At 68.6% G+C, this 18,676-nt stretch carries 15 protein-coding genes and 1 pseudogene; 2 read left to right on the forward strand and 14 right to left on the reverse strand.

Annotation, left to right across the window (positions count from 1 at the left end):
- Window positions 1–15: 15 nt before the first annotated feature.
- From G6N55_RS04500 to G6N55_RS04545, 10 genes and pseudogenes are all read right to left on the reverse strand, one after another.
- Window positions 16–510 (reverse strand): arginine repressor, encoded by a 495-nt coding sequence (locus G6N55_RS04500; protein WP_085225465.1) that lies wholly within the window; start codon window positions 508–510, stop codon window positions 16–18.
- Window positions 507–1,433: an ornithine carbamoyltransferase gene (gene argF / locus G6N55_RS04505; RefSeq protein WP_085225467.1), complete on the reverse strand. Its 927-nt coding sequence runs from the start codon at window positions 1,431–1,433 to the stop codon at window positions 507–509. Before argF ends, G6N55_RS04500 begins: the two co-directional genes overlap by 4 nt.
- On the reverse strand, window positions 1,426–2,619 hold the full coding sequence (locus G6N55_RS04510; protein WP_264002053.1) for an acetylornithine transaminase: 1,194 nt from the start codon (window positions 2,617–2,619) through the stop codon (window positions 1,426–1,428). Before G6N55_RS04510 ends, argF begins: the two co-directional genes overlap by 8 nt.
- On the reverse strand, window positions 2,616–3,506 hold the full coding sequence (gene argB / locus G6N55_RS04515) for an acetylglutamate kinase (RefSeq protein ID WP_085225469.1): 891 nt from the start codon (window positions 3,504–3,506) through the stop codon (window positions 2,616–2,618). The genes G6N55_RS04510 and argB overlap by 4 nt, the downstream gene beginning before the upstream one ends.
- A complete protein-coding gene (gene argJ / locus G6N55_RS04520) occupies window positions 3,503–4,717 on the reverse strand; it encodes a bifunctional glutamate N-acetyltransferase/amino-acid acetyltransferase ArgJ (protein ID WP_085225471.1) in 1,215 nt (404 codons plus the stop codon). The genes argB and argJ overlap by 4 nt, the downstream gene beginning before the upstream one ends.
- Window positions 4,714–5,773, reverse strand: a pseudogene (gene argC / locus G6N55_RS04525) (N-acetyl-gamma-glutamyl-phosphate reductase). The gene argJ and the pseudogene argC overlap by 4 nt, the downstream one beginning before the upstream one ends.
- Window positions 5,774–5,985: 212 nt before the next feature.
- Window positions 5,986–8,472, reverse strand: a complete 2,487-nt coding sequence (gene pheT, locus G6N55_RS04530) for a phenylalanine--tRNA ligase subunit beta (RefSeq protein WP_085225475.1) — start codon at window positions 8,470–8,472, stop codon at window positions 5,986–5,988.
- Window positions 8,472–9,515 (reverse strand): phenylalanine--tRNA ligase subunit alpha, encoded by a 1,044-nt coding sequence (pheS, locus tag G6N55_RS04535; protein WP_085225477.1) that lies wholly within the window; start codon window positions 9,513–9,515, stop codon window positions 8,472–8,474. The genes pheT and pheS overlap by 1 nt, the downstream gene beginning before the upstream one ends.
- A gap of 142 nt (window positions 9,516–9,657) precedes the next feature.
- Complete coding sequence (locus G6N55_RS04540; RefSeq protein WP_085225479.1) at window positions 9,658–10,479, reverse strand: rhomboid-like protein; 822 nt, start codon at window positions 10,477–10,479, stop codon at window positions 9,658–9,660.
- A gap of 57 nt (window positions 10,480–10,536) precedes the next feature.
- Window positions 10,537–11,328: an adenylate/guanylate cyclase domain-containing protein gene (locus G6N55_RS04545; RefSeq protein ID WP_269474059.1), complete on the reverse strand. Its 792-nt coding sequence runs from the start codon at window positions 11,326–11,328 to the stop codon at window positions 10,537–10,539.
- A 315-nt stretch (window positions 11,329–11,643) separates the two neighbouring features.
- On the opposite strand from G6N55_RS04545, the gene G6N55_RS04550 reads away from it, so the two are divergent.
- Window positions 11,644–12,663, forward strand: a complete 1,020-nt coding sequence (locus tag G6N55_RS04550; protein WP_085225483.1) for an oxygenase MpaB family protein — start codon at window positions 11,644–11,646, stop codon at window positions 12,661–12,663.
- On the opposite strand, the gene G6N55_RS04555 is transcribed toward G6N55_RS04550, so the two are convergent.
- The 4 genes from G6N55_RS04555 to infC form a co-directional block, all read right to left on the reverse strand.
- Complete coding sequence (locus G6N55_RS04555; protein ID WP_085225485.1) at window positions 12,660–13,451, reverse strand: TrmH family RNA methyltransferase; 792 nt, start codon at window positions 13,449–13,451, stop codon at window positions 12,660–12,662. The genes G6N55_RS04550 and G6N55_RS04555 overlap by 4 nt on opposite strands.
- A gap of 5 nt (window positions 13,452–13,456) precedes the next feature.
- On the reverse strand, window positions 13,457–13,846 hold the full coding sequence (gene rplT, locus G6N55_RS04560; protein ID WP_036468879.1) for a 50S ribosomal protein L20: 390 nt from the start codon (window positions 13,844–13,846) through the stop codon (window positions 13,457–13,459).
- A gap of 89 nt (window positions 13,847–13,935) precedes the next feature.
- Entirely contained in the window at window positions 13,936–14,130 is a 195-nt protein-coding gene (gene rpmI / locus G6N55_RS04565; protein ID WP_085225487.1) for a 50S ribosomal protein L35, read from the reverse strand.
- Window positions 14,131–14,165: 35 nt separating this feature from the next.
- Window positions 14,166–14,774 carry a translation initiation factor IF-3 gene (infC, locus tag G6N55_RS04570; RefSeq protein WP_085225682.1) on the reverse strand — a complete coding sequence of 203 codons (609 nt, stop codon included), beginning with the start codon at window positions 14,772–14,774 and terminating at the stop codon, window positions 14,166–14,168.
- A 435-nt stretch (window positions 14,775–15,209) separates the two neighbouring features.
- Between infC and lysX the strand changes: the two genes are divergently transcribed.
- Window positions 15,210–18,548, forward strand: coding sequence for a bifunctional lysylphosphatidylglycerol synthetase/lysine--tRNA ligase LysX (gene lysX, locus G6N55_RS04575; RefSeq protein ID WP_085225489.1), 3,339 nt, complete (start codon window positions 15,210–15,212; stop codon window positions 18,546–18,548).
- The last annotated feature ends 128 nt before the right edge of the window (window positions 18,549–18,676 follow it).

The following is an 18,676-nucleotide window of genomic DNA, read 5'->3' on the forward strand; positions in this document are numbered from 1 at the left end:
CCAATCCGCAGCAAGCTACTTCAGCCGTTCCAAGGTGCTGGCCAGCTCGGCGCCGGTCATCGGCTCCCGGGCGGCCACGAAGAGAGTGTCATCGCCGGCGATGGTGCCAACGACGTACGGTAACGCCGCGCGATCGATTGCGCTGGCCAAATAGTCAGCCGCGCCCGGCGGAGTTCGCAGCACCGCGAGGTTCGCGCTGGCGTCGGTGGACACCAGCAGCTCGCTCAGCAGCCGGGACAGCCGTGCCGTACCGCCCGATACGCCGCGCACCGGGCTGCCGTCCTCCGGGACGACGTAGACCCCGACGCCGCCGTCGGCGCCGCGCAGCTTCACCGCGCCGAGCTCCTCGAGATCGCGAGACAAGGTGGCCTGGGTGACGTCGATGCCCTCGTCGGCCAGCCGCGCCGCCAGCTCGCTTTGGCTGCTGATCGCCGACGACGACAGGATCGCCACGATGCGGGCCTGCCGGCCGGCCCGGGTCGTTTCGGCGGCGGGCTTCGTGCGCGTCATCGGGACCGCTCCAGCAGCCACACCAGCAGCGCCTTCTGGGCGTGCAGCCGGTTTTCGGCCTCGTCCCACACCACGCTGGCCGGCCCGTCCATCACCTCGTCGGTGATCTCGCCGCCGCGGTGGGCCGGAAGGCAGTGCAGCACAATGGCTTCCGGGTCGGCCAGCTCCAGCAGCCGGGCGTTGACCTGGAACGGCCGAAACGGCGCGACCCGATCCAGCCCGTCGGCCTCTTGTCCCATCGACGTCCAGGTGTCGGTCACCAGGATGTCGGCACCGGCGGCGGCCGCGTCGGCGTCGGCGGTCACGGTGACCGAGGCGCCGGTGTCCGCGGCGCGCTGCTCGGCGGCGGCCAGCACGGCCGGGTCCGGCGTGAAACCCTCCGGCGCGGCGACCGTGACGTGGATCCCGGCGGTGACCGCGCCGAGCATCAGCGAATGCGCCATGTTGTTGGCGCCGTCGCCGAAGTAGGACATCGACAGACCGGGCAGCGACCCCTTGTGCTCGGCGATGGTCTGCAGATCGGCCAGCACCTGACAGGGGTGGAACTCGTTGGACAGCGCGTTGACCACCGGCACCGTCGCGGTATCGGCCATGGCCTCGAGCCGGTCCTGCCCGAAGGTCCGCCACACGATCGCGTCGACATAGCGCGACAGCACCTGCGCGGTGTCCTGCAGCGTCTCGTCGCGGCCCAGCTGGGTGCTGCTGCTGTCGACGACGACGGGGTGCCCACCCAGCTGCGCGATGCCCACCTCGAACGAGAACCGGGTGCGGGTCGAGTTCTTGTCGAACAGCACCGCGACGCCGCGCGGCCCGTCCAGGGGGCGACGGCTGAACGGGTTCTTCTTCAGCTCCGCGGCCAGCTCGAGCACCTCGGCCTGTTCGGCCGGCGACAGGTCGTCGTCGCGCAGGAAATGCCTAGGCATCGTCGGCCCCCACGGCGTCGAGGATGGCCGGCAGCGCGGTGAGGAAGCTGTCGATCTGGGCTTCGGTGATCACCAGCGGCGGCGCCAGCCGGATGACGTCGAGTCCGGTGGCGTTGACCAGGAATCCGGCGTCGCGCGCGGCCGCCTCGACGTCCTTGGCGAGCGGCGCGGTCAACACCACGCCGCACAACAGGCCGCGGCCGCGGGTGTGGTCGATCAGCGGGTGGCCCAGCGATTCGATGCCCTGGCGCAGCGACTTGCCCAATACCTCGGCGCGCCCGATCAGGTCGTCGTCGACCAGTACCCGCAGCACCGCACGGGCGGCGGCGGTGCACACCGGGTTGCCGCCGAAGGTGCTGCCGTGCAGGCCGGGCGTCAACAGACGGGCCGCGGGCCCGACGGCCAGCACCGCTCCGATCGGCAGCCCGCCGCCGAGCCCCTTGGCCAGGGTCACCACGTCGGGGGTGATGCCATCGTGCTGGTGAGCGAAAAACGCTCCGGTGCGCCCGATTCCGGTCTGCACCTCGTCAAGCACCAGCAGGGCGCCGTGCCGTGCGGTGATCTCGCGGGCCGCGGCCAGGTAGCCGGCGGGCGGAACGACGACCCCGCTCTCCCCCATGATCGGCTCCAGGAATACCGCGGCGGTGGCGTCATCGACGGCGGCGGCCAGCGCGCCGGCGTCGCCGTAGGGCACGTGCGTGATGTCGCCCGGCAGCGGCGCGAAGGGTGCCTGCTTGGCCGGCTGGCCGGTCAGCGCCAGCGAGCCCATCGTGCGGCCGTGGAAACCGCCTTGCGCGGCAACCAATTTCGTTCGACCCGTGAGCCGGGACAGCTTGAACGCCATCTCGTTGGCCTCGGTGCCGGAGTTGCAGAAGAAGACCCGGGTTTCGATGTCGGTGCCGAGCGCGGCGACCAATTCCTCGGCCAGCGCGACACCGGGTTCGGTGGCATACAGGTTCGACGTGTGGCCCAGCGTCGACAGCTGCCGGGTGACGGCCTCGATCAGGGCCGGGTGGCCATGGCCGAGCACGTTGACCGCGATGCCGGCGAGCAGGTCAAGGTAGCTCTTGCCGTCCACGTCGGTGACCACGGCGCCCTCGCCACTGGCCAGCGCCACCGGCGGGGTGCCGTAGTTGTTCATCATCACGGCTTCCCAGCGCTGCCGCATGGTGTGCGTATTCGTCACGCCGGCACCACCTTGGTGCCGGTGCCGGCGTCGGTGAACAGCTCGACCAACACGCAGTGCTTGACCCTGCCGTCGATGACGTGTGCGCTGGGCACCCCCGCGGTGACCGCCCGCAGACACGCTTCGACCTTCGGGATCATGCCCGCCTCCAAAGTGGGTAGCAGTTGCGCCAATGTCGCGGTGTCGATTTCGCTGACCAGCGAATCGCGGTCCGGCCAGCTGGTGTACAGACCCTCGACATCGGTGAGCATCAACAACTTTTCCGCACCCAGCGCCTCGGCCAGCGCGGACGCGGCGGTGTCGGCGTTGATGTTGTGCACCACGCCCTCGGCGTCGGGCGCGAGCGTGGACACCACCGGAATACGCCGTGCCGCAATCAGATCCAGCACCGCGGCGGTGTTGACGGTGTCGACGTCGCCGACCAGACCGATGTCGGTTTCCACGCCGTCGACGGTGACGCCACGCCGCACCGCGGTGAACAGCTGGGCGTCCTCGCCGGTGATGCCGACGGCGTACGGTCCGTAGGCGTTGATCAGATTGACCAGCTCGCGGCCGACCTGTCCGAACAGCACCATCCGCGCGACGTCGAGCACTTCCGGTGTGGTGACCCGGAATCCGCCCTTGAAGCCGCCCTTGTCGATGCCGAGCCGGCGCAGCATGGCGGTGATCTGCGGCCCACCGCCGTGCACGACGACGGGGTGGATTCCGCAGTTGCGCAGGAACGCCATGTCGGCGGCGAAGGCCTGGCGCAGCGCTTCGTCGGTCATCGCGTTGCCGCCGTATTTGACCACGACGATCCTGCCGTGCAGTTGCTGGAGCCAGGGCAGCGCTTCGGCCAGCACCTGCGCCTTGACTCCGGTGGGCAATTCGTCGGTATTGATCGTCATGAGCTGTAGGCCGAGTTCTCTTCGACGTAGGCGTGCGACAGGTCGGTGGTCCGGATCGCGGCGTAGCCCTGGCCGAGGCCGAGGTCGACGGTGATGTCGATGTCGGCCCCGGACAGATCCACCTCGCGCGAGCCCGGGGTCCCGGCGCCTTCGGTGAATACGGTAAAGCCGTTGAACGACACGGTGATTCGATCGGGTTCGATGGTGACTCCCGGCGCCAGGCCGACGGCCGCCACCACCCGGCCCCAGTTGGGATCCGAGCCGAACATCGCGGTCTTGACCAGGCTGTCGCGGGCGATCGCGCGCGCCGCCAGGAACGCGTCGTCCTCGGAGCGGGCCCCGGTCACCGTCACCGTGACGCGCTTGGTGACGCCCTCGGCGTCGGCTTGCAGCTGCACGCAGAGATCGTCGCAGACCCGCAGCACGGCGTCGTCGAGCTCGGCCTGCGAGGGAGTGATGCCGCTGGCACCGGAGGACAGCAGCAGCACGGTGTCGTTGGTGGAACAGCAGCCGTCGATGTCGAGCCGGTCGAACGTGCGCAGGCTCGCGCGGCGCAGCGCGCCGTCGAGCGCCTTGGCATCGGCGACCGCGTCGGTGGTCAGCACACAGAGCATGGTGGCCAACGACGGCGCCATCATGCCCGCGCCCTTGGCCATGCCGCCGACGGTCCAGTTGTTCTGATGATGCAGGGCAACCTTTTTGGGCACGGTGTCGGTGGTCATGATCGCCTGTGCCGCCTCGTCGCCACCGCTGAGCCCGCCGTGCATTTCGTGCACGATGTGCGTGACGCCGCTCAGCACCTTGTCCATCGGCAGCCGCTCGCCGATCAGGCCGGTGGAGCAGACGGCGACCTCGATGGCCCCGGTCTCGGTCCCCCAGTCCGACAACGCGGCCGCGACCGCCTCCGCGGTGGCATGGGTGTCCTGGAAGCCGCCCGGGCCGGTGCAGGCATTGGCACCGCCGGAATTCAGGATCACCGCGCGCAACGCTCCGGTGCTGAGCACCTGTTGGCTCCACAGCACCGGCGCGGCCTTGACCTGGTTGCGGGTGAACACCCCGGCGGCCGCGTAGTCGGGCCCCTCGTTGAAGACCAGCGCGAGGTCGCGTGCCCCGGAGGACTTGATCCCGGCGGCGATGCCGGCGGCGCGAAAGCCCGCAGCCGCGGTGACACCCTGGGTGCGCACCAGCCGGGCGCCGTCGGTTTCGCTCACGGCGCCACTCCGACCACCGAAAGTCCTTCTGCCTCAGGCCAGCCCAGCGCCAGGTTCATCGACTGCACCGCGGCGCCGCCGGTTCCCTTGACCAGATTGTCGATCGCGGTGATCGCGACGAACGTCTGCGCGTCCTCGTCGACCGCGACGGCGACCTGGGCGGCGTTGCTGCCGATCACCGAACCGGTGCGGGGCAGTTGTCCTTCGGGCATCAGATAGATGAACGGCTCAGCGTCATAAGCCTTTTCGTAAGCCGCTCGCAGCTGCGACAGCGGCGCCCCGGTGCGCGCGGTGCAGGTGGCCAGGATCCCGCGGGAGGTCGGGATGAGCACCGGGGTGAACGACACCGTGACATCACGGTCGGTGACCGCCCGCAAGCCCTGCGCGATCTCGGGCGTGTGCCGATGAGCGCCGGCGATGTTGTAAGCCCGCGCCGATCCGATGACCTCGGAGCCGAGCAGGTCGGCCGTGGCGGCGCGGCCCGCACCGGAAGTGCCGCTGACCGCGACCACTGTGACGGCGGGTTCGACCAGACCTTCGGCCACCGCGGGCACCAAGGCCAGCAGGGCCGCGGTCGGGTAGCAGCCCGGCACCGCGATGCGGCGGGCACCGCGCAGCCGCTCCCGGGCACCGGGCAGCTCCGGCAGACCGTAGGGCCAGCTGCCGGCATGTGGGGATCCGTAGAACCGTTCCCACGCGGCGGGATCGGTGAGCCGGAAGTCCGCGCCGCAGTCGATGACCAGGGTTTCGGGGCCGAGCTGCTCGGCCAGCGCCGCCGAATGCCCGTGCGGCAGGCCCAGAAAGACCACGTCATGGCCGCGCAGCACATGCAGCTCGGTGGGCTCGACCACGCGCTGGGCCAGCGGCGTGAGATGCGGGTGATGCTCGCCGAGCGTGCTGCCGGCGCTGGCCGCGGCGGTCACCGAACCGATCGTGAGCCGGCCGTCGGCGTAGGCCGGGTGCCCGAGGATCAGGCGCAGAATCTCCCCACCCGCGTAGCCGCTGGCACCGGCAACCGCCACCCTTATCACGTCGGCCATTTCGCCGATTCTGCATGATTATGCGATTGATTGCAAATTCATGCTAACGGTGCTGAGCACCCGGGAACTCGAGTCTGCGTTTTCGCTTGCCGTGAATGTCCGCGTCACTCGGTGCAGGTATGTGGGATGCGTGCCGCGTCGACTTCGACCACCACGGCCTGCGCGGGCACCGTGCCGTGGCGGCTGCCCGGCGAGCAACTGCGGGCCGCGGTCGCCCAAAGCTGATGTCTAGGCGCGCAGTTCGGCGCCGACCAGCTCGGCGGCACGGCGCACCGCGGCATCGCGGGCCGCACTGGCGTCGTCTTCGGTGAGCGTGCGATCCGGTGCGCGGAACCGCAGCGCGAAGGTCAGCGACTTGCGGTCCTCGCCGATCTGCGGGCCGGTGAACACGTCGAACAGCTGCATGTCTTCGAGCAGCTCGCCGGCCCCCTCGCGCACCGCGTCGGCCACCGCCTGGGCCGGCACGTCCGCCGGCACCACCAGGCTGAGGTCCTGGAAGACGGCGGGGAACGGCGACACCTTGGGCGCCGGCAACAGCTCGGGGACGGGAAGCGCGTCGAGGTTGAGCTCCAGGGCGCAGGTGCCCTTCGGCAGGCCGGAGCGCTCGATGACGGCCGGATGCAGTTGACCGGCGTGGCCGACGACGGTATCCGCGACGAGAACCTCGGCGCACCGGCCGGGATGCCACGGCAGGTACTGGGCCGCCCGCAGGGTGAAGTCAATTCCACTGGCGCGACCGATGATTCGCACCGCCTCGAGAGCGTCGGCGGCATCGACGCCGCGGCCGGGACCCCACGGGCCCTGCGGTTCGCGCAGCCCGGCCAACACCGCGGCGACGTGCTGGGGCTGACGGGGCAGCGACGCGTCGAGCGTCGCGATCTCGGCATCGGTCGGCCGGCGGTCGACGGGGATCAGCTCGAAGCGGCGGGTCTGCTCGGTCGGCTGCACCACCTGCGCGATGGCATACAGCGCGGCGTCGACCAATCCTCGGGAAACGTTGCACCCCAAAGCTTCCAACAAGCCGGGCAGTAGCGTGGTGGCCAGCTCCGGGCGATTCGCGTCCAGCGGGTTGAGCACCCGGGTCGCCGTGCGGCGCGGGTCATCGGCCGGCAGGCCCCAGAGGTCGAACACGCCGGCCGGCATGAACGGGGTCGGCAGGATCTCGACGTACCCGGACTGCGCGAGTGACTTCCCGATCGCGCGCCGGCGTTTCTGCACCGGCGTCAGCCCACGCCCGGCCGGCGCCGGCGGCAGCACCGACGGAATGACCTCCAGCCCCTCCAGCCGCAACACCTCCTCGACGAGGTCGGCGGGCTGCAACAGATCGGGTCGCCAGCTCGGCGGTGTCACCGTCAGCACGTCGCCGTTTTCGCTTACCACAGCACCGATTTGGGCCAGCCGCCGAACGGTCGTGCCTGCGGCGTATGCCACGCCGGCGAAACGGTCCGGCAGGTCGGCGGCCATCGAGATCGGCGTCCCGGCCCAATCGTCGCGCGGCGGATCTCCTCGCCAATCGGTCAGGGTCGGCGATACCGCTCCCCCGGCGATGTCGGCCAGCAACGTCGCACACCGATCCAGCGCGGCCACCGAAATGGCCGGGTCGACGGCCCGCTCGTAGCGACGGGCGGCCTCACTGGGCAGGTGCAGGCGGCGCTGGGTGCGCGAAATGGCGGCCGGGTCCCACACCGCGGCCTCCAGCAGCACGTCGGTGGAATCGGCGCGGACCTCGGTGCTTGCCGCGCCCATCACGCCGCCGATCGCGGTCGTCGCGACGTCGTCGACGATCAGCACATCCGCCGGATCGAGTTTGCGCGCAATGTCATCCAGCGTCACGACGGTCTCGCCGGGCTTCGCGAAACGCACCTTGAAGTCCCCGGTGATGCGGTTGCGGTCGTGGGCGTGCATCGGGTGACCCAGTTCCAGCATCACGTAGTTGGTCACGTCGACGGCCGGGGAGGTCGCGCGGATACCGGACAGCAGCAGCCGGCGCTGCAGCCACCACGGCGACACCGCGGCCGGATCGATCCCGGTGACCGGACGCAGCGCGAACCTGCGCACGCCGGTTTCGGCCTGCACGGTCAGCGGCCACGCCTGGCCTTCGGCCGGCAGCGGCTTGATGTCGGCCGGGTCGACGAAATTCAGGTCGTAGGCGCAGGCGATCTCGCGGGCCAGCCCGCGCACCGACATGCAGTAGCCGCGGTCGGGCGTGATGGCCAGGTTGAAGACCACGTCGTCGAGTCCGAGCACGTCGGCCCCGCTGGCGCCCGGTTCTGCGGTGCCCGGCGGCAGCACCAGAATGCCGGAATGGTCGGTGCCCAAGCCGAGTTCGGATGCCGAGCAGATCATTCCGTCGGACTCACGGCCGTAGGTCTTGCGCGCGGTGATCGTGAAACCGCCGGGCAGCGTGGTGCCCGGCAACGCGACCACCACCAAATCGCCGATCACGAAATTCGTTGCACCGCAGACGATTCCACGATCCTTACCCTCGCCGACGTCGACCAGGCAGACGCGGATCGGCTTCTTGAATTCGGTGAGCTCCTCGATGGCGGACACCCGCCCCACCGTGAGCGGGCCGTCGACCGCGCCCAGGGTCACGACTTCCTCGACCTCGTGGCCGATGCGCACCAGCGTCTGCTCGAGCTCGTCGGCACCGACATCCCAGCCCGGGGCTCCGGCGGTAACGGCCTCGCGCAGCCAGCTGTACGGAATGCGCATTACAGACCTACCCCGAACGGCAGCGAGAACCGGATGTCACCTTCGACCATGTCGCGCATGTCGGGGATGCCGTTGCGGAACTGCAGGGTGCGTTCCAGGCCCATCCCGAATGCGAAGCCCGAATAGATCTCGGGATCAATTCCCGCGGCGCGCAACACGTTTGGATGAACCATACCGCAGCCGCCCCACTCCACCCAGCCGGCACCGCCCTTCTTGCCGACGAACCACACGTCGACCTCGGCCGACGGCTCGGTGAACGGGAAGAAGTGCGGCCGGATCCGGGTGCGCGCCTCGGGGCCGAATTCCGCGCGCGCGAGCGCGTCCAGCGTCCCGCGCAGGTGCGCCATCGACAGACCCCGGTCCACGGCGAGGCCCTCGACCTGATGGAACACCGGAGTGTGGGTGGAGTCGAGTTCGTCGGTGCGAAACGTGCGGCCGATCGAGACGATGTAGACCGGCAGCTCGCGCTCCAGCATGGTCCGTACCTGAACCGGCGAGGTGTGGGTGCGCAGCAGCTGCCGCGAATCCTCCGGCGCGACGTAGAAGGTGTCCTGCTCGCTGCGCGCGGGATGGTCGGCCGGGAAGTTGAGCGCGTCGAAGTTGAACTGTTCGGTTTCGACCTCGGGACCCTCGGCCAGTTCCCACCCCATCGCGATGAAGGTGTCGGCGACGTGTTCGGCCAGGATCGTGATCGGGTGGCGGGCACCGGGTGGCTGCCGGGTCGACGGCAGTGTGACGTCGATGCTTTCGGCGACCAGCACGGCCGCGTCGCGCTCGGCGCGCAGCACCGCCAGCCGTTCGTCGTAGGCGCTTTGCACCTCGCCGCGCGCGGTGTTGACGCGCTTGCCGGCGTCGGAGCGCTCCTCCTTGGGCAGGGTGCCCAGCGCTTGGCGGGCCAGTGCGATCGGCGAGCGGTCGCCGAGGTGCTCGGTCTTGGTCTGTGCCAGCGCTTCCAGGGTGCCGGCCCCGGCCAAAGCCGCGCGGGCGGCCTCGACGGCCTCGGCCAACGCTTCCGGCGACAGGTCGACGGGTTGATCACCCACGCGGCGACACTCTCCTTGCTGACGAGGCTGTTCCGGACCGGATCGTCGCCGAACGGGCGGGCTTGAGCGCGGCACGGGTCGAGTGCCGATCATATGTGACTCGGTTCAGTGAACTGAATGCGCTTCGGCGGCCCGCGCCGGGTCAGCCGACCAGAGCGGGCTGCAGGCCGCTGTGCGCTTCCTCGCCGTCCGCGCCGGGAGCCGGCAGCGCGTCGGGCGCGGCCCTGAGCTGGACGATCTTGTGCGCCACAAACGCGCCGAGCGCCCCGACGATTGGAGCCGCGGCCATCGTGCCCCAGTGGTGAGCAAGCACCAGGAACCCGAAGCCGGACGACGCGACCAGCATCGCGCTCAGCACCGGCGTCCAGCGGATCGGTTGCCGGAACCGGGCGGACACCAGCACGCCCAGGATCACGGCGACGGTGTGCCCGGCATCGGTGAAGTCGGCACCGATGGTCGCCGAGGCCAGGCCCGCCGAGATCCACCAGCCGACCCACGCCGGACGCCACCGCTGCGGTATCGCCGCCGTCATCGCGCCGAGCACCGCCAGCGCGCCGTAGCTCATCCCGACATCACTGGCCCGCGCGACGGAGATCGGCAGCCAGCCGAACTCGACCGCGGAGGCAAGTGCGGCGGCCACAACCAGGGTCGCGCCGATGTGGCCGACCAGGAACGCGATCACCAGCCGGATGGTCTGCAGATGCAGCTCGGCAAGGGCCAGCAGGCAGGTCAGGAACGGCAGCCAGAAGTAGAGCGGACCGGCGTCGACGACCAGCGCGCTGCCCAACAGCGTTCCGATGTGCCCGTGCGCCAGGTTGTGCAGGTTGGTGCTGGCGCGCTGGACGATCACGTCATGCGCGTGCTGACCCAGCACCAGGATGGCGCAGCTGACAGCAAGCAGAACCGCTACATACCCCACGGTAAAACGGACCCGGCCAAGCCGGGAAAAGAATCCCCCAAGCATTGAATCCATTATGACGGCTAAATTGTTTCGGCTTTGTGATGGGAGGCTGTCAACTCCCTAAGAGTATTCGAGACGGTAAATCGCCAAGTCCGGCGGGATGCCCGGCGTCTTGGGCGTGAACACGGATTTACGTGCACGTTTAGCAACGACACCCAACGCGTCCAGCTCACTTTGCGGGATCAGATCCAGGGCCGAACTCGAAATCATGATCCCGCCTTTGGGGGCGCGATCCATCACCCGAGCGGCGATATTGACGTCGACGCCGAGCCAGTCGGCGGCCAGCCGCTGCGGCCGTCCGGTGTGGATGCCGACCCGCATCCGGGGCCGATAGCCCGCCACCTCGACGTCTTTCACCGCCTCGTCTGCGGCCAGCACGGCGCGCACCGCGACGTCCGGGCGGCGGAACACGGCCATGATGCCGTCGCCCATCCGTTTGACGATGTGCCCGCCCGCATCGAGCAGCGGGGGCTCCACGGCGCGGGCCAGCTGGCGCAGCAGGCTCAGCGCCGCGTCGTCACCGGCCTGCAGCGACCAGGTCGAGAAGCCGACCAGGTCGGTGAAGACCAGTGTGACCTCCGGATTCGCCGGCCGACGCGACACCGCCTCGGTGAGCGCCTGCCAGACCTGCAGCACGCTCAGACTGACCTCGCGCGACGCCGCGTCGCGATCCCCCAGCAGCCGGTCGGCGGCTCGGGCCGCCGCCCGCGGGCCGCCGTCACCCGCGGTCGAGAGCGGGTCACCGAATTCAGGATCCCCGGGCAGCATCCGTCGCGCCCGCCGGATGAACGCCACCACGTCCGGGCTGCGATTGGCGCTGTGCCACCACTGGGTCGCGGTGTGTTTCGACACCCGAGGTTGTCGTCCCGATAAAGAGGTCGAACCGGGAGGCGTCACCGTCGTCACCGATTCGGAGTCCTCTTCTAACGACTCGCCCGGATCCGGATCGCGCGGCGCGAGTTCCACCTGGCAAGGGTAAGTAGTTTCACCGAAACCGGGCAATGACGCCCGTCCGGTTTGTGTCAGACGTCGCACCAAACCGACTGATCACGACGTCGCCACACCCCTGTGGAAACTCGGTAACAGCTCGCGTGGCACCCGCCGAAATCGTAGACAACATGTGTTGTCAAAGTTATCGTGAGCTCAGGCAGCAAGTAGGAGGTCGTGATGACTACCGCATCGACCACATCCGCTGATCCACTCGGCCCAGATTCCCTGACCTGGAAGTACTTTGGCGACCTGCGCACCGGAATGATGGGCGTCTGGATCGGGGCGATCCAGAACATGTACCCACAGCTCGGCGCGGGCGTCGAGGAGCATTCGATCCTGCTGCGCGAGCCCCTGCAGCGGGTGGCCCGGTCGGTGTACCCGATCATGGGCGTGGTCTACGACGGCGAGCGCGCGGCGCTGACCGGTGAACAGATCAAGCACTACCACGACACCATCAAGGGAATCGATGCCGAAGGGCGCCGTTACCACGCGTTGAACCCGGAGACCTTCTACTGGGCGCACGCGACGTTCTTCATGCTCATCGTCAAGGTCGCCGAATACTTCTGCGGCGGGCTGACCGAGGCCGAGAAGCGTCAGCTGTTCGACGAGCACGTGCAGTGGTACCGGATGTACGGCATGAGCATGCGGCCGGTGCCCGAATCCTGGGAGGAATTCCAGGAGTACTGGGACCGGGTCTGCCGCGACGAGCTGGAGATCAACCAGGCGACGCTGGACATCTTCCGGATCCGCATCCCGAAGCCGAAGTTCGTCCTGATGCCCACGCCCATTTGGGACCAGATCCTCAAGCCGCTGGTGGCCGGTCAGCGCTGGATCGCCGCCGGGCTGTTCGAGCCCGCGGTGCGCGAGAAAGCGGGCATGCGCTGGACGCCGGGCGACGAAATCCTGCTGCGCGTGTTCGGCAAGCTGATCGCGCTGGCGTTCCTGGCGGTGCCCGACGAAATCCGGCTGCACCCGCGGGCGCTGGCCGCCTACCGCCGCGCCGAGGGCCGGGCCCCGATCGACGCACCGCTGGTCGAGGCGCCCGAGTTCGTGGCGCCGCCCCGCGACCGCCGCGGCCTGCCGATGCACTATTTTCCGCCGCACAAGTCGTTGATCGAGCGGGCCGGATCGCTGGTGCACACCACGCTCTCGCTGGCCGGGCTGCGGCCCGCCGGGGGTCGCGGACGAGCGGCCTAAAAGCGCTGCAGCACACCGAGCGCCTGTGCGCTCTGGTACAGACATATCGCCGCGGCGGCAGCCACATTCAGGCTCTCCGCGCCGCCCGACATCGGGATGCGCACGCGATGGTCGGCCTGGTCGGTGATCTCTTCGGGCAGGCCGTGCGATTCGGGACCGAACAGCCAGGCGGTCGGCGTGGCCAGCAGCGCATCGGCCTCGTCCAGACGGGTGCCGCCGTCGACGGTGGTGGCCAGCGCCTGCAGCCCGGCGGCACGTACCGCGCCCAGCACCGCGTCGACGTCAGGTTCGGCGACGACCGGAAGCGAGAAGATGCTGCCGGCCGACGCGCGCAAACATTTGCCGTTGTAGGGGTCGACGCTGTGCCCGGCGAGAATCACCGCCGCGGCGCCCATCGCGTCGGCGAGGCGGATCAGCGTGCCCGCGTTGCCCGGCTCGCTGATCTCGACGGCAACCGCGACCAGCCGCGGCGAACCGGCCAGCGCGTGGCGCAGTCCGGTCGCCGGCATGTCGCACACGGCCACCAGCCCGGCCGGAGTAACGGTGTCGGACAAGGCTTTTGCCGCACGATCGGTGACGACATTGACGGGACACTGCTGGGTGGCCAGCAGTGTCGCGTGCCGCTGCGCCGCCAGTTCGGTGACGAACACCTCGCGCACCAATCCGCGCGCCGACGCGGCCTCGACCAGGTTTTGGCCCTCGGCCAGGAACTGGTTCGCCCGCCGCCGCACCACATGGCGATGCAACTTGACCGCCGCGACCACCCGGGCCGAGCGCTCGGTGAGCACCGGGGTTAAGCAGCTTCTCCGGAGGGCGCGTTGACGTCCTTGGGCAGTGCCGCCCGGGCGACATCGACCAGCGCGGTGAACGCTGCCGGATCGGTGATCGCAATGTCGGCAAGGTTTTTGCGGTCGACTTCCACACCGGCGGCCTTGAGGCCCTGGATCAGCCGGTTGTAGGTGATGTCGTTGGCGCGCGCCGCGGCGTTGATCCGCGAGATCCACAACTTGCGGAACTCGCCCTTGCGCGCACGGCGGTCGCGGTAGGCGTACTGCAACGAATGCAGCTGCTGCTCTTTGGCTTTGCGGTAGAGCCGAGACCGCTGGCCGCGATAGCCTTTCGAGGCCGTCAGGACGCTGCGCCTCTTCTTGTGGGCGTTGACCGCCCGCTTCACGCGTGCCATGGATGTTCCTACTCTCGTTCAGACGTAAATGGTCAGGGTGCCGGTGCCAGGTGGCTGTGTGCCCTGGCCGGCGCTCGGCTTGTCGAAGGTCAGCCGTTCAGCATCGCGTTGACGCGCTTGGTGTCGTTGGCGGCAACGTCGGTGCGGCCGTCGAGCCGGCGGGTGCGCTTGCTCGGCTTGTGCTCGAGCAAGTGTCGACGATTGACTTTCTGGCGGACGATCTTTCCGGTCCCGGTACGCCGGAATCGCTTGGTCGCGCCGCTGTGGGACTTGGCCTTGGGCATGTTTCCTCTAGTTCTTACTTGGTTTCGCTGTTAGGTCAGTTGGGTGAGGCTGCGGTGTCGCCGGTTTCGTCGGCGGCCTGCTCCGGCGCGGGTCCCGGTTGCTCGGGGTGCTGCGCCCTGGCGCGGGTCTTGGCACCGCGGTGCGGTGCCAGCACCATCGTCATGTTGCGGCCGTCCTGCTTGGCGGACGTTTCGACGAATCCGTATTCGGCGACATCCGCGCCCAGACGCTGCAGCAATCGGTAGCCCAGCTCGGGCCGCGACTGCTCGCGTCCGCGGAACATGATGGTGACCTTTACCTTCGACCCCGCCTCCAGGAAGCGGATTACGTGGCCCTTCTTGGTCTCGTAATCGTGGTCGTCGATCTTGGGTCGCAGCTTTTGCTCTTTGACCACGGTCTGCTGCTGGTTCCGGCGGGATTCGCGCGCCTTTTGCGCCGCCTCGTACTTGAACTTGCCGTAGTCCATGATCTTGCAGACCGGAGGTCTGGCGTTCGGGGCAACTTCGACGAGGTCGAGATCGGCGTCCGCGGCGACGCGCAATGCGTCTTCGATGCGCACGATGCCTACCTGCTCCCCCCCTGGGCCGATCAGTCGGACTTCAGGTACGCGAATGCGCTCGTTGACGCGGGTCTCAGTGCTGATGGGGCCTCCCTTGTTGGGCTTCTGTCGTCGTCTCGCTACGACCGGTGACTCGGGCCCGTTGGGATGCAGTGGTGGAAACGCCACACCATCAGCAAAAAAAGCCCTGCAGAAGCAGGGCCCAATGCCGACCGATCACGGCCTGAACGCGTTCAGGCCGTCCGCGCCGTGCGCGAAACAGGCACCTCGCGGTGCCGTGACCGGACCACTGCGCCTTGAAATACTTTCGCGGCTAGCGGTGGGAGTGGGACTCCACTTAACTGTCCCAGGCCGTAGCCGGGATGGTCGCGGAGGCAAGTCTAGCAGTCGTCATGCGCCTTCCCGCATTTCAGCTGCCTGGCCAGGGTGATCGCCGCACGCCCGGGCGGACAAGTAGTGCCGACCGGTCTTGGCGCTTCGCCGGGCATTTGACGGGTTAAAGGCTTATCCTCGCGGTCTGTGACTCTCGCTTCTGCTGCTTCGGGGCCTCGTTCGGGCAGCCGGTCGAGTTCCCGGTATCGGTGGGTACCGGCGGCGGCCGGCTGGACTGTTGGCGTCATCGCCACCCTGTCCTTGATCGGCAGCGTGTCACCCCTGATCCGGTGGTTGATCAAGGGTCCGCGGGAGTTCATCAACGACTACCTGTTCAACTTCCCGGACACCAGCATCGCGTGGTCCTTCGTACTGGCGCTGCTGGCGGCGGCGCTGACCGCCCGCAAACGCATCGCCTGGTGGGTGCTGCTCGGCCAAATGGTCCTGGCCGCATTCTGGAACGCCGCCGACATCGCCGCCGGCGATAACACCGCGGCCGAGACGTTCGGCGAGAACCTCGGGTTCGCGATGCACATCGTCGTGATCGTCCTGCTGGTGCTGAGCTATCGCGAGTTCTGGGCCAAGGTCCGCCGGGCCGCGTTGTTCAAGGCGGCCGCCGTCCTGGTCGTCGGGGACGTGATCGGAATCCTGTTGTCCTGGGGCCTGGTCGAGCTCTTCCCCGGATCGTTGGCCCGACAGGATCGGCTGGGGTACGTGGCCAACCGGGTGGTCGGGTTTGCCCTGGCCGACCCCGACCTGTTCACCGGCAAACCGCACGTCCTGCTCAACGCGATCTTCGGGTTGTTCGGGGCGCTCGCCTTGATCGCGGCGGCGATCGTGCTGTTCCAATCCCAGCGCGCCGACAACGCGCTGACCGGCGAGGACGAGTCCGCGATCCGCGGGCTGCTCGAGCTGTACGGCAAGAACGACTCCCTGGGCTACTTCGCCACCCGTCGCGACAAGTCGGTGGTCTTCGCCCACACCGGCCGCGCCGCGATCACCTACCGGGTCGAGGTGGGCGTCTGCCTGGCCAGCGGCGACCCCGTAGGCGATCCCCGGGCGTGGTCACAGGCCATCGATGCATGGCTCGCGTTGTGCAAGACCTACGGCTGGGCGCCCGGTGTGATGGGTGCCAGTTCCCAAGGGGCCCAGGCTTATCGTGAGCGCGGCCTCAATGCCCTCGAGCTCGGCGACGAGGCGATTCTGCGAACCTCCGATTTCAAGCTGTCCGGCCCGGACATGCGCGGGGTGCGCCAGGCCGTGACGCGGGCGCGGCGGGCCGGGCTGACGGTCCGCATCCGGCGGCACCGGGACATCGGCGCCGACGAGATGGCCGAGACGATTTCACGCGCCAATGCCTGGCGCGATACCCAGTCCGAGCGCGGGTTCTCGATGGCGCTGGGTCGCCTCGGCGATCCGGCCGACGGGGAGTGCCTGCTGGTCGAGGCACTGGATCGCGACGAGCAGGTGGTCGCGATGCTGTCGCTGGTCCCGTGGGGAAGCACCGGGGTTTCGCTGGATTTGATGCGCCGGTCTCCCCAATCCCCCAACGGCACCAACGAATTCATGGTCAGCGAACTCGCCCTGAACGCCGAAGGGATTGGTATCAACCGCGTTTCGCTGAACTTTGCAATGTTCCGGTCGGCGTTCGAGCAGGGCGCTCAACTCGGTGCCGGCCCGATCGCGCGGCTGTGGCGGGGCCTGCTGCTGTTCTTCTCCCGGTGGTGGCAGCTGGAGACGCTGTACCGCTCCAACATGAAGTACCAACCCGAATGGGTGCCGCGTTACGCCTGCTACGAGGACGCCCGGTTGATTCCGCGGGTGGGCGTCGCTTCGGCCATGGCCGAAGGCTTCCTGGTCTTGCCGTTCAGCCGGCGGGACAAGGTGCACACCGGGCATCACTCCGCCGTACCGGCCAGGCTGGCGGAATCCGGGCTGCTGCACGAGGACGGATCCGCTCCGGACGTCAGCGGGCTCAAGCGCGGCGACGAAGTCGACTCCGAGGAGTACCGGCACCGCCTGCCCGAGCAGGTGCGGGTCCGGCTGACCAAGCTGAGATCGTTGCAGCGCAACGGTATTGACGCCTATCCGGTGGGGTCGCCGCCCAGCCACACCGTCGTCCAGGCCCTCGACACCGACGACGACGAGGTCACGGTCTCGGTCGCGGGCCGCATCCTGCGGATACGCGACTTCGGCGGGGTGCTGTTCGCCGAATTGCGCGACTGGTCGGGCGAAATGCAAGTGCTGCTGGATAATTCGCGCTTGGAATCCGGCCGGACCGCCGATTTCACCGCCGCCATCGATCTCGGTGACCTGGTCGAGATGACCGGGCACATGGGTTTCAGCAAGCGCGGAACCCGCTCGCTGATCGTGAGCGACTGGCGGATGGTCGGAAAGTGCTTGCGGCCGTTGCCCAACAAGTGGAAAGGGCTGACCGACCCGGAATCGCGGGTGCGCACCCGCTACGTCGACCTGGCGGTCAACGCCGAGTCACGCAATCTGGTGACGGCCCGCAGCAGCGTGCTGCGCTCGGTGCGGGAAACGTTGTTCGCCAAGGGTTTCATCGAGGTGGAAACGCCGATCCTGCAGCCGATCCACGGCGGGGCCGCCGCCCGCCCCTTCGTCACCCACATCAACACCTACGACATGGACCTCTTCTTGCGCATCGCGCCCGAGCTCTACCTGAAGCGGTTGTGCGTCGGCGGCGTGGAGCGGGTGTTCGAGCTGGGCCGGGCCTTCCGCAACGAAGGCGTGGACTTCAGCCACAACCCGGAGTTCACGTTGCTCGAGGCCTACCAGGCGCACGCCGACTACCGGGTGTGGATCGACGGCTGCCGCGAACTGATCCAGAACGCCGCCGAGGCCGCCAACGGCACGCAGACCGTGCTGCGGCCACACCCGGGCCAAGGCGACGGCCGCCTGGAACCGGTCGACATCTCCGGGGTGTGGCCGGTGAAGACCGTGCACGATGCGGTCTCCGAGGCGCTCGGCGAACGCATCAACCCGAACACGTCGCTGACCGCGCTGCGCAAGCTGTCCGACCGCGCCCGCATTCCCTATCGCGACCATTGGGACGCCGGGGCGGTGGTGCTGGAACTCTACGAGCATCTGGTCGAGGACCGGACCGAGGAGCCGACGTTCTACATCGACTTCCCGACCTCCGTGTCACCGCTGACCCGGCCGCACCGCAGTCAACCCGGCGTCGCCGAGCGGTGGGACCTGGTGGCGTGGGGTGTCGAGCTGGGCACCGCCTACAGCGAGCTCACCGACCCGGTGGAACAGCGCCGCCGGCTGCTGGCGCAGTCGCTGCTGGCCGCGGGCGGCGACCCGGAGGCGATGGAGCTCGACGAGGACTTCCTGCAGGCCATGGAATACGCGATGCCGCCGACCGGCGGCATCGGGATGGGGATCGATCGGCTCGTGATGCTCATAACTGGTCGCAGCATCCGCGAGACGTTGCCATTTCCGCTGGCCAAGCCACATTAGCCGGGGCGCCGAGGCCTCAGCGAGTCCACAGCGAACATCGGGTAAATATGTTCCGGGATGGTTAACAATCGACCACAATGGACCGCGTGACACCGCCGGCGCCCGATGCCACCGGGCAGTTGTTGGCA

Origin of the sequence: Mycobacterium florentinum (genome assembly GCF_010730355.1) — a bacterium.
GTDB lineage: Bacteria > Actinomycetota > Actinomycetes > Mycobacteriales > Mycobacteriaceae > Mycobacterium > Mycobacterium florentinum.